Raw genomic sequence first — 12,322 nt, 5'->3', positions numbered from 1 at the left:
GAATCGAACCACCGACACGGGGATTTTCAGTCCCCTGCTCTACCGACTGAGCTATCTGGGCAACAAAATTCACTTTCAACGACGAAACTCAGTATACCATATTTTAAGGTTTTAGTCAAGAGATTAACTAAACTTTTATAATATAATTTAAAATTAAATATTTAAAACTGATTTGCATTACCGATATCATATAATAAATAATCATAGGTATGAATATTTTTTTCGGTTTTAAATTTCATTTTCTCACTCCTTCTTGCATCTTAGGATTATTATACCATACAAATATATTTAAATAATGTTAATAATAATAATGAGGTGATAATATGAAAAAATATAATAAAGAAAATATTCATACTGAACCTATTGAAAGAAATATAACTGCAGCTTGGGCAAACATTGATAAACTAAAAAAAATATCTCGAGTTCCTATTCCTAATAAAGATCAAGTAGAAGATGCTAAAGATTATGTAGACAAAAATCAAAAATAAAGACAAATCTTTAAAGATTTGTCTTTATTTACTATAGTCCATTTCTGCAAGTCTCTTATAGGTTCTATATGTTTTAATAGAGTCTTCCTCTGCTTTCTTATACAATTTTTCAGCATTTTCAGGAAAAGTAGTTTGCACTTGTGAAAATCTAATCTCATTTAGTATAAAATCCCTAAATGATTTTGTTGGTTCTTTTGAATCTAATATAAATGGATTTTTTTCTGTTAACTCTAAATCCGGATTATATCTATATAGATGCCAATATCCTGATTCCACAGCTTCTTTTTCTCTATTGACAGATACACCCATTCCTTCTTTTATACCATGACTTACACAAGGTGCATAGCATATTATAACAGATGGACCTTTATATTTTTCAGCTTCCGTAATAGATTTGATTGTATGATTCATATTAGCTCCTAAAGATACTTGTGCCACATAAACATAACCATAACTCATAGCCATCAAGCCTAAATTTTTCTTTTTAATCTTCTTACCAGATGCAGCAAATTTTGCAGCTGCAGAAGTAGGTGTAGCTTTAGATGCTTGCCCTCCAGTATTAGAATATACTTCTGTATCAAAAATCAATATATTCACATCTTCTCCACTAGCAATCACATGATCTAATCCACCATAACCTATATCATAAGCCCATCCATCTCCACCTATTATCCATTGAGATTTTTTAGTTAAGAATTCTTTATTTCTTAATATCTTATTCACATAATCATTTCCATCTTTAAATTTTTCAAGAATATTAATTAAATCCATAGATGCCTTGACAGACTTTTCTCCATCCTCATAATCTTCTATCCAATTATTCATTACAACCGTTTCCTCAGAAGATAATGAATTCTCACTTAATTTTTTTTCTATTAAACTCTTCAATCTTAATCTAATTTGCTCAGTTCCTAAATATATTCCTAAACCAAACTCAGCATTATCTTCAAATAGAGAATTTGCCCAAGCCGGTCCTCTACCATTCTTTGTAGTATAAGCTAATGATGGAGCACTAGCTCCCCATATTGATGAGCATCCAGTAGCATTGGCAATAATCATTCTCTCACCAAATAATTGAGTTATTAATTTTACATAAGCTGTTTCTCCACATCCTGCACAAGCACCATGAAATTCTAATAAAGGCTTTTCAAATTGAGAACCTTTAACAGTTTCTTTTTTCATAGGATTAGATTTATAACTTATATTATTTATTGCATATTCCCAATTTCCAACTTGTCTAGGAATCTCTTTTTCAGACTCAACCATTACTAAAGCCTTTCCAGGGGCTGGACATATATCTGCACAATTTCCACATCCTGTACAATCTAAAGGACTAATCTGGATTCTATATTCATAATTTTCCAATCCTTTCCCAACTGCTTTCTTAGTTTCAAAGGTATTATCTGGCACATTTTCTTTCTCTTCTTTATTAAGTAAGAAGGGTCTTATTACGGCATGGGGACAAACATAAGAACATCTATTGCATTGAATGCATTTGTCAGTTTGCCATTGTGGTACCATAACAGCTATACCCCTTTTTTCATAAGAAGTTGTACCCATTGGGAAAGTGCCATCCTCCATGTCCCTAAAAGTGCTTACCGGAAGATCATCACCTTCATGACGAGCCATAGGTATCTGTATTTCTTCAACAAATCTATTATCTTTTTTCATATGTGTTTCTAAGTGTCCACTATTTAAGTTTTTCCATTCTTCTCTTACTTTAACTTGTTTTAACTCTTTATAACCTCTTTCTAGAGCTTGATAATTCATATTTACAATCTTATCACCTTTTTTACCATATGTCTTATTTATCTCTTCTTTAAGATACTTAATAGCTTCTTCTATTGAAAGAACATTAACTAAATAAAAAAAGATTGATTGCATTATCATGTTAATTCTTCCGCCCAAACCTATATCACTAGCTATTTTAATAGCATCTACAATATAAAACTGTATATTATTTTCAGCAATATAATTTTTAAGAGGATCTGGTAATTTTCCTTCTACTTCATCCTCCCTCCAAGGACAATTCAACACAAATATTCCATTCTTCTTTATACCCTTTAATAAATCATAATGATATACAAAAGATTTATTGTGACAAGCTATATAATCTGCATCACTTACTTCATAAGTAGATCTTATCTTATTCTTACTAAATCTAAGATAGGAAATTGTAGTTCCTCCAGATTTTTTACTATCATAAGAAAAATAGCCTTGAGCATAATTATCTGTTTTATCTCCTATTATTTTTATTGCCATTTTATTTGCTCCAACAGTACCATCAGAACCTAATCCCCATATTTTACAACTAACAGTATCATTATCCGCTAAATCAATATTTACAGGTTCAAGAGATGTATCGGTTACATCATCAATAATTCCAATAGTAAAATTATTCTTCGGATTTTGAGACTCTAAATTTTCAAAAACTGCCATTAATTGTGCAGGAGTAGTATCCTTAGAACTTAATCCATACCTTCCTCCTACAATAATAGGCTTATATTCTTTTTTATAAAACATACTCATAACATCTTCATATAAAGGTTCAGCTACTGAACCAGCCTCTTTTGTTCTATCTAATACTGCAATCTTTTTCACAGTAGATGGCAATATTCTCAAAAAATATTTTTCAGAAAACGGTCTATATAAACGCACTTTAATTAATCCAACTTTTTCATGTTCTGTTAACAAGTAATCAACTGTTTCTTCTAAAGATTCACATACTGAACCCATTGCAATCACAACTTTTTCGGCATCCTTTGCCCCATAATAATCAAAAGGATGATATTCTCTTCCTACTTCTTTTGACAATTTATTCATATAATCTTCTACTATATCCGGTACTCTTTCATAAAAAAGATTAGAAGATTCCCTCTGTTGAAAATAAATATCTGGATTTTGTGCTGTTCCCCTCATCACGGGTCTTTCTGGATTTAAAGATTTTTTTCTAAATTCTTCTATTTTTTTATAATTAACTAATTTGTCAAATACCTCATAATCTATTACTTCTATCTTTTGAATTTCATGGGATGTTCTAAATCCATCAAAAAAATGTAAAAATGGTATTTTAGATTCAATAGCAGACAAATGAGCAATACCAGCTAAATCCATTGCTTCTTGCACACTGCTTGATGCTAATAAAGCAAATCCAGTTTGTCTTGTAGCCATAACATCTTGATGATCTCCAAATATAGACAATGCATGAGTAGCTAAAGACCTAGCACTTACATGAAATACCGCCGGAAGTAATTCACCAGCTATTTTATACATATTTGGAATCATTAATAACAATCCTTGAGATGCAGTATATGTAGTAGTTAAAGCTCCACTTTGCAAGGACCCATGAAGAGCGCCTGCTGCACCTCCCTCTGATTGCATTTCAACTACCTTAACCTCTTGTTCAAACATATTTTTTTTCCCATTAGCCGACCATAAGTCTACTTTTTCAGCCATAGGTGATGATGGTGTTATAGGATATATAGCTGCTATTTCTGTAAAAGCATAAGAAACATATGCTGCAGCCTCATTTCCATCCATCGTTTTCATGATTTTTTCCATAATTATACCTCCTCTAAACATGGTATCAAGTATTATTATTTTCCAAACCCTTCTAATAATATACTTTATTTATGCAAAATAAAAAGGCCACTTTAATGACCTTAATAATCACTTAACATTAAATAGAGTTTATTATATCTCTCAAATCATTTTCATTAAAAATATATTTCTTATTACAAAAATGACAAACCAACTCTGCTTTTCCATCTTCATCTAATATTTCTGAAATTTCTTTTTTGCCTAAACTCATTAATCCTCTTTCCATCCTATCTCTATTACAATCGCATGAAAATTTTATTTCATTTTTTTCAGTTATTTTCATATTAAATTCTCCAAATACCTGATTCAATATCTCCTCTGGAGTAAAACCTCTATCAATTAAAGAAGATATAGAAGATAACATATTAATATTTTTTTCTAATTTTTTTAGAATTTCTTTCTCAATATTTGGAAGAACTTGGACTATAACTCCTCCAGAAGCTTTTACACTTATATCTTTATCAACTAATACTCCTAAAGCTACAGCCGAGGGTTGTTGTTCTGATGTAGTAAAATAATTAGCTAAATCTTCAGCTATTTCTCCACTAACTAAATTGGTTTGACCTACATAAGGATCTTTAAGTCCCATATCTCTTATAACAATTATTTTACCTTTATTACCTACAGCTCCCCCTACATTTAATTTCCCATCTTCTCTATTTGGCAAATCTATATTAGGATTAGATATAAATCCTTTAACTTCTCCTTTATTATTAGCTACTGCTAATATATTGTTAATAGATCCATTTCCTCTAATTTGAAGAGATATTTTATCTTTATCTCCTTTAAACATTAATCCCATCATAGCTGCAGCAGTTATAGTTCTCCCTATAGCAGCAGTAGCTACAGGACTAGTATTATGAATTATTCTTGCATTATCAACCATGTGAGTAGAACTTGCAATAAACACTCTAAATGATTTATCTTCATCCATTGCTCTAATTACATAATCTTTCATTAAAATCCTCCCAATTCACTATATACTCTCAATGCTTATTATACCCTAAAAACAAATAAAATTTATTCTATTTCATGATAAATTCAAACCTTTTTATACAAAAATTAAGACTCCAATATTGGAGTCTTAATTGCTACGTTAACTATATGTTAAATATAATTATATTTTCTTATAGTTTTACAATATTTGTAGCTTGTGGGCCTTTTTCCCCTTCAACTATCTCAAATTCAACTTCTTGACCTTCTTCTAAAGTTTTGAATCCATCACCTTGAATAGCAGAATAATGAACGAATACATCTTCTCCGTTTTCTCTTGTAATAAATCCGTATCCTTTAGTTGCATTGAACCACTTAACTGTTCCCTTTTCCATTAAAAACATTCCTCCTAAAATCTATTGCTAGTAGATATGTACTACCTACCATATACACAGTTTATCATAGCCTTATTTAGATGTCAATTAATTTTTCCAAATAAATCTATTTACTTGCTACAAAATTTATTCTAGTACTTTTAGTACTAGATAAATTAAATGTTAATCCATCATAAACCGAAATATTTTTATATCCTATTTCCTTTAATAAATCAATAATTTCATCACTTCTATAAGCTCTTTCTTGATGAAACTCATCAAATCGTTCATACATACCTTTTCTGTACACAAAAAAAGTAAGATAAAAATTTGCGATATTATCTTGAAATTCATTTTCCCAAGTGTAGAAAACATCTTTTTCATCATAAATAAATGTATTGTTCCCTATTATATTAGATAATTTATAATAAGAATTAATATCAAAAACAAAGATTCCTTTATCTTCTAAATGATTATATACATTTTTAAATACTTTCTTTAAATCTTCTATATCTAAAATATAATTAATACTATCGCATATACTTATAATAGATTGAAACTTCTTATTAAATTTAAAATCCAACATATTCATATGTCTAATACATACATTTTTATAATTTCTAAGTTTTTTATATGCTATAGATAACATATCCTCCGATATATCAAAACAACTTATATTATAATAATCCTTTGCAAAATATTTTGTAAGGTTCCCTGTACCACAAGCCATTTCTAAAATATTATATGGTCTAACATTATATTCATTATAAATATTTTTTATGAATTTATACCACTTTTCATAATCAATATCTTCAGTCATTAATCTATCATATACCTCTGCAAACTCTTCATATGCCAATTCCATCCCCCTTTTCATAATTTAATTATTATTTTTTTCTACGTCTTTTTTTCTTTATTTTTTCTTTTTCTTCCCGTTATTATTCCTCCAATTTTACCAGTTTCTTTAGCAGTTAATCCTCCCCATCCTAATTCATTTACTTTATCAATCAAACCTAACTCTCCTGCTATTTCATATTTCATTTTATCTCCAATAGTTTCTTTTTTATTTTTAGACACCATAAGATCCCTCCTTAATTCTATTATTAGAACAAAAAAGGAAAATATTCATTATATAAAATAATATTTCTAAAAGAAAATATTATTTTAAAATTTTATTAAAATACTATTATATATGTTGACTTTACATACTAAAGAGTGGTAAACTATACTTTGTCGGAAATTACTACTTTCCCACTCCCCCATAATAGCTTTAAGCTATTATAAGCCAACTTCCCCCAAGTTGGCTTTTTTTATTGTATTATTTACATTTATATATATAAGATCATGTGCAAATAAATATATATTATCATAATCACTATAACAGGCATATATTTAAATATATTATTAATTTTAATATCCTTTGACTCATCAATATCATCTATAATTTCTACTTGATTTTCTTCATTATTCATATGTAAATTTTCAAGTTGACGATTTGGCAATTTCTTGTATAACTTATATGCAAATATACCAGTAACAAGAGCAATTGCTAATAAAAATACAGCACTTATTATAATACTCATTGTTTCAGATATTTGCATACCAACTTCTTCAGTTTGTTCCATAGGTATATCTGAACTTGAGATTATATATGTTAAAGTCCATGCAAACCCATTATTTGTAATATGACCAATAATTCCTGCGAATAAAGAATTTGTCCTATATACTAAAAATCCAAATAATACTCCTAAAAATATAGGTCCTAATAAATTTTGAATATTAAAATGCATTAAACCAAAAAGAACACTTGAAATCAAAATAGCTTTCTTATATCCTTTATTATCATAACATCTCATAAGAAACCCTCTAAACATAAATTCCTCACATATTCCTGGAGTTATAGCAATAACAAATAAGCCAATTATATAACTTCCTCCAGAGGATGGAGATGGCAAAGGAGATTCTAATAATTCCCCAAATATACTTATTATTATCATCATTAATGAATTTAAAAATGCACCTATAGGATATGCTAATAATGTAATAGCAGGAATTAATAATATTTCTTTTTTAGTTAATTTATTTAATCTTAATACTTTTTTTATATTATATTTTTTTATTATCAAATATAATAATATTGGTACTAATGTTATTATATATTCTGTTATCAATAATCCTACAAATATATTCTTTCGTTGTGCAAAGGATCCTACAGTAATTAATAACATTGTAACAACTAAATATAACATATTTCCTTCTATAATTTTAGGTTTATTTTCAATTCTATCCACTCAAATCTCTCCTTCTACAATCATTAAATTTTTAAATATTAATATATAATAACTCTCTTCCTCAATATATTTATAGAATATAATATTAAAAATCCAGATTCTATAATTTTACATTTATATACTTTATTCTTTTAATATTTTATCATATCTTTCGATTGTATATCTTCTATAAGAATATATCTAGTCCTTCATCTTTTTATTTTTTCTTAAATATTTTACACAAATCTTAATACTATAATCATATATTATATTATTGTTTACTTTTTAGATACTATTACATAATTTTACTTTACTTATCATATTCACCACCTATTTCATATTTTAAAATTATATAATACATATTATATAATTTTATATTAAAGATTTTCTGAAATTATAATATATTATATTAAATATGATTTCTGTTGAATTATTAATATATATCTTTAATATATTATATTATAAAATAAATATAATTTTAAAGGAGCTGACCTTATGATAAATTTAGCAATCGTTGGAGCCACTGGTATGGTGGGAAGAACTTTTCTTCAAATATTAAATGAACGAAATTTTCCAGTAAAAAATCTTTATCTCTTTGCATCTGCAAAATCTAAAAATACAAAACTTACATTTAATAAAAAAGAATATACAGTTAAAGAATTAACTCGAGATTCTCTTAATGAAAAAATTGATATAGCACTTTTTTCAGCTGGAGGAGAAATAAGTAAAAAATTTGCTCCGATAGCTAAAAAAAATGGAGTAATTGTTATAGATAATAGTAACGCCTGGAGAATGAATAAAAATGTACCATTAATAGTTCCTGAGGTAAATCCAGAAGAAATAACAAATCATAACGGGATAATTTCTAATCCAAATTGTTCCACCATACAAAGTGTTCTTCCACTAAAACCTATAGACGATATATATGGTATCAAAAGAATAGTTTATTCTACTTATCAAGCTGTATCAGGCTCCGGAGTAGGAGGTATTCAAGACTTAGAAGAAGGTATCGATGGGAATCCTCCAAAAAAATATCCTCATCCTATAGCTTTTAATTGTCTACCCCATATAGATATCTTTATGGATAATGGTTATACGAAAGAAGAAATGAAAATGATCAATGAAACAAGAAAAATTTTAAACAAAAAAAAATTACTAGTAACTGCAACTACAGTAAGAGTACCTGTTAGATATGGTCATTGTGTTTCTATTAATATAGAATTAGAACATAATTTCAAACTTGAAACTTTAATAAATGAATTAGAAAACTTTGAAGGTATTAAAATTATGGATAATCCATCTACAAATACATATCCTACTGCTTTAGATGTAGAAGGAAAAGATGAAGTATATATTGGTAGAATTCGTAGAGATTATAGTTTAGAAAGGGGGATTAATCTATGGGTAGCAGCAGACAATATAAGAAAAGGAGCTGCTACAAATACTATTCAAATTGCAGAATTGCTAGTTAAAAGATATTTCAATAAATAGGAGGTTATATTATATATGTCATTATTTAAAGGATCTGGAGTAGCAATTATCACACCTTTTACAAAAAATGGAATCAATTTCAAAAAACTTGGTGAATTAATAGATTGGCATATCATTGAAAATACAGATGCAATTATTGTATGTGGTACTACAGGTGAGGCTTCTACTATGTCTGATGACGAAAAAAAAGCTACAATAAAATTTACTATAGAAAGAGTTAAAGGAAGAATACCTGTCATTGTAGGTACAGGAAGTAATAACACTCATCATGCTATTGAACTTAGTAAATATGCTGAAAATATAGGTGCTGATGGTCTATTAATAGTAACTCCTTATTATAATAAAACTACTCAGAAAGGATTAATAGAACATTATAATAAATTAGCTGATAATGTTAATATTCCTATTATTATCTACAATGTTCCAGGAAGAACTGGATTAAATGTACTACCAAAAACTCTAAAAGAATTATCTAAACATAAAAATATAACAGCAGTAAAAGAAGCTAGCGGAAACATAAGCCAAATAGTGGAAATCGCTAGACTATGTAATGATTTGTATATATACTCTGGTAATGATGATATGATTATTCCTCTACTTTCAATAGGAGGTAAAGGAGTTATTTCTGTAGTAGCAAATATTTTACCTAATGATACTCATAATATGGTGATGGAATATCTTAATGGAAATACTACAAAAGCAATCAAATTACAGCTTAAAATGAAATCATTAATCGATGCATTATTCCTTGAAACAAATCCAATCCCTATTAAAACCGCAATGAATTTACTAGGAAAAAATATAGGTCATTTAAGATTACCTTTAACTAATATGTCTGAAAGTAATTTATATATACTAAAAAATGAATTAATAAATTATGGGTTATTAGATGGTGTTAGATATGATTAATATAATTGTAAATGGATGTAATGGTACCATGGGGCAAGTTCTTTGCAATGAAATTATAAAAAAAAATGAAATGAATATTATTGCTGGAATTGATAAAAACATAGATAAGTATAATAATACTTTTCCGGTATATAAAGATATTTTAGATATAAATAAAGCTGCCGATGTAATAATTGATTTTTCTAATCCTTTCTATTTAAATAATTTATTAGATTACTCAAAAAAAAATAATACTCCTTTAGTGATTGCTACTACTGGTTTTTCAGAAACAGAACTAAATAAAATAAGAAAATTTTCTACCTATATTCCTATGTTTCTTTCTTATAACATGTCACTTGGAATAAACGCACTATTAAGAATGCTAAAGAAAGGAACAAACATATTATCAACCTTTGATATAGAAATCATAGAAAAACATCATAATAAAAAAATCGATGCTCCAAGCGGTACTGCTCTAATGATTGCAAATACAATTAACTCTCAGTTAAATAACTCTAAAAAATATGTCTATAATAGATATTCTAATAAAAGCCAAAGAAAAAAAGATGAATTAGGTATACATTCAATTAGAGGAGGTAATATTATCGGAGAACACACGGTAATATTTGCTGGTGAAGATGAAATTATAGAAATTAAACATTCTGCCAATTCTAAAAAAATATTTGCTAAAGGATCGCTAGTAGCAGCACAATTCTTAATTGATAAAAAACCAGCATTATATACAATGGATGATTTGTTTAACAATTAAGGGAGGAGAAAACTAATGAAGTATAGAGATTCAAAACTACAAGAATCTTATGAAATAGCAAATCACATAAAAAATTCTACAAAAAGAACACCTATCAAAGTATATATAAAAGGAAATTTGAAAGATATATGTTTTTCTAATTGTAAAGATTTTGGCGATGATAATTTTAAAATAGTCTTTGGAGAATATTCAATAATTAAAACTTTAATTGATAAATACCAAGATTCAATAACTGACTTTATAATTGAATGGGACAGAAGAAATTCTGCAATTCCTCTACTTAACACTAATACATTAAATGCAAGAATAGAACCCGGCTCCATAATTAGAGAAAAAGTGAAAATTGGAAATAAAGTTATAGTAATGATGGGAGCTGTAATAAATATCGGAGCAGAAATCGGTGAAAATTCCATGATTGACATGAATGCTGTAATCGGAGCTAGAGGAATAATAGGAAAAAATGTTCATATAGGAGCGGGAGCTGTAATTGCTGGAGTATTAGAGCCTCCTAGTAAGACTCCTGTCATAATAGAAGATGATGTTTTAATAGGTGCAAATGCCGTAGTATTAGAAGGTATTAAAGTCGGTAAAGGTGCTGTTGTAGCAGCTGGATCCGTTGTTATAAAGAACGTCCCAAATGATACTGTTGTAGCTGGTATACCAGCTACAATCATCAAAAAAAAAGACAATAATACAATTAATAAAATAAAAATACTAGAAGAATTAAGAGGATAAATATTAAATCTAAAAATTGAAATTTATTTTTAATACCTTTTGAAGCTTAATTATAAATAAAAAAATGAGAGTTTAAACTCTTATTTTTTTATTTATCTTCAAAAACAAAAATATTTGGTATATTTCTATAATAATCACCGTAGTTTAATCCATAACCTGCTATAAATAAATCTGGTATAGTAAAACCACAATAATCCGGCTCAATTTCTACTTCTCTTCTAGTTGGTTTATCTAATAATACACAAGATTTAACTGACTTAGGACCTAATTCTTTTAAATAATTTATAACAAATTTCATTGTGTTACCTGAATCAACTATATCATCAACAATAAGTATATCATAATCCTTAACGTCTACATGTAAATCATTAACTACCCTAACATTACCAGAACTTTCTTTTCCATGACCATAACTTGAAGTTGTCATAAATTCAACTCTAGTCATCAAATCTATTTCTCTAACTAAATCAGCAGTAAATACAAAACTTCCTTTAAGTAAAGATACTATTAATATATTTTTATCTTTATAATCTTTAGTTATTTCTTCTCCTAATGTTTTGACTTTTTCAGCAATTTCTTCTTTGGAAATTACAACTCTTTTTCTATCTGTCATATATATCAACTCCTTAGTAGCTCTATTAATTTATAATTAGTTGTTTAAAGTCTATTCTAATCTAATTATTTTCTTATGTCAATAGAAACTAATTAGATTCAGAGATTTCGCATCAAATTTCCAGTAAAAAATTTAATTTTACTTAAATTGTACTTGATTAC

General features: G+C 27.6%; 12 protein-coding genes. 5 read left to right on the top strand and 7 right to left on the bottom strand.

Features of this window, described 5'->3' with window-relative positions; translation table 11 throughout:
• Window positions 1-323: 323 nt before the first annotated feature.
• The gene (locus GOQ29_RS00945; RefSeq protein ID WP_203370523.1) at window positions 324-488 is read left to right on the top strand and encodes a CDIF630_02480 family spore surface protein; all 165 of its coding nucleotides are present in this window, start codon (window positions 324-326) and stop codon (window positions 486-488) included.
• A gap of 24 nt (window positions 489-512) precedes the next feature.
• Here GOQ29_RS00945 and nifJ read toward each other — a convergent pair whose 3' ends face one another.
• The 6 genes from nifJ to GOQ29_RS14510 form a co-directional block, all read right to left on the bottom strand.
• Window positions 513-4,049, bottom strand: coding sequence for a pyruvate:ferredoxin (flavodoxin) oxidoreductase (gene nifJ / locus GOQ29_RS00940; RefSeq protein ID WP_203370522.1), 3,537 nt, complete (start codon window positions 4,047-4,049; stop codon window positions 513-515).
• A 118-nt stretch (window positions 4,050-4,167) separates the two neighbouring features.
• Window positions 4,168-5,046 (bottom strand): Hsp33 family molecular chaperone HslO, encoded by an 879-nt coding sequence (gene hslO, locus GOQ29_RS00935; RefSeq protein ID WP_203370520.1) that lies wholly within the window; start codon window positions 5,044-5,046, stop codon window positions 4,168-4,170.
• A gap of 169 nt (window positions 5,047-5,215) precedes the next feature.
• On the bottom strand, window positions 5,216-5,416 hold the full coding sequence (locus tag GOQ29_RS00930; protein WP_203370518.1) for a cold-shock protein: 201 nt from the start codon (window positions 5,414-5,416) through the stop codon (window positions 5,216-5,218).
• Window positions 5,417-5,522: 106 nt separating this feature from the next.
• Entirely contained in the window at window positions 5,523-6,254 is a 732-nt protein-coding gene (locus GOQ29_RS00925) for a class I SAM-dependent DNA methyltransferase (protein WP_252187472.1), read from the bottom strand.
• Window positions 6,255-6,292: 38 nt separating this feature from the next.
• Complete coding sequence (locus GOQ29_RS00920) at window positions 6,293-6,475, bottom strand: small, acid-soluble spore protein, alpha/beta type (protein WP_203370514.1); 183 nt, start codon at window positions 6,473-6,475, stop codon at window positions 6,293-6,295.
• A 248-nt stretch (window positions 6,476-6,723) separates the two neighbouring features.
• Window positions 6,724-7,686: a CPBP family glutamic-type intramembrane protease gene (locus GOQ29_RS14510; RefSeq protein WP_203370513.1), complete on the bottom strand. Its 963-nt coding sequence runs from the start codon at window positions 7,684-7,686 to the stop codon at window positions 6,724-6,726.
• Between the two features lie 474 nt (window positions 7,687-8,160).
• On the opposite strand from GOQ29_RS14510, the gene GOQ29_RS00910 reads away from it, so the two are divergent.
• From GOQ29_RS00910 to dapD, 4 genes are read left to right on the top strand one after another with little or no spacing between them, the layout of a single operon-like run.
• A complete protein-coding gene (locus GOQ29_RS00910; RefSeq protein WP_203370512.1) occupies window positions 8,161-9,156 on the top strand; it encodes an aspartate-semialdehyde dehydrogenase in 996 nt (331 codons plus the stop codon).
• Window positions 9,157-9,171: 15 nt separating this feature from the next.
• Complete coding sequence (dapA, locus tag GOQ29_RS00905) at window positions 9,172-10,065, top strand: 4-hydroxy-tetrahydrodipicolinate synthase (RefSeq protein ID WP_203370510.1); 894 nt, start codon at window positions 9,172-9,174, stop codon at window positions 10,063-10,065.
• The gene (dapB, locus tag GOQ29_RS00900; protein WP_203370509.1) at window positions 10,058-10,813 is read left to right on the top strand and encodes a 4-hydroxy-tetrahydrodipicolinate reductase; all 756 of its coding nucleotides are present in this window, start codon (window positions 10,058-10,060) and stop codon (window positions 10,811-10,813) included. The genes dapA and dapB overlap by 8 nt, the downstream gene beginning before the upstream one ends.
• A 15-nt stretch (window positions 10,814-10,828) precedes the next feature.
• Window positions 10,829-11,548, top strand: coding sequence for a 2,3,4,5-tetrahydropyridine-2,6-dicarboxylate N-acetyltransferase (dapD, locus tag GOQ29_RS00895; protein ID WP_203370507.1), 720 nt, complete (start codon window positions 10,829-10,831; stop codon window positions 11,546-11,548).
• A gap of 88 nt (window positions 11,549-11,636) precedes the next feature.
• On the opposite strand, the gene hpt is transcribed toward dapD, so the two are convergent.
• On the bottom strand, window positions 11,637-12,161 hold the full coding sequence (hpt, locus tag GOQ29_RS00890; protein ID WP_203370506.1) for a hypoxanthine phosphoribosyltransferase: 525 nt from the start codon (window positions 12,159-12,161) through the stop codon (window positions 11,637-11,639).
• Window positions 12,162-12,322 lie beyond the last annotated feature (161 nt).

Origin of the sequence: Anaeromonas gelatinilytica (assembly GCF_016820635.1) — a bacterium.
GTDB classification, from domain to species: domain Bacteria; phylum Bacillota; class Clostridia; order Tissierellales; family SIT17; genus Anaeromonas; species Anaeromonas gelatinilytica.
Note: the sequence above shows the minus strand (reverse complement) of the source record. Positions and strands in the feature narration are given on the sequence as shown.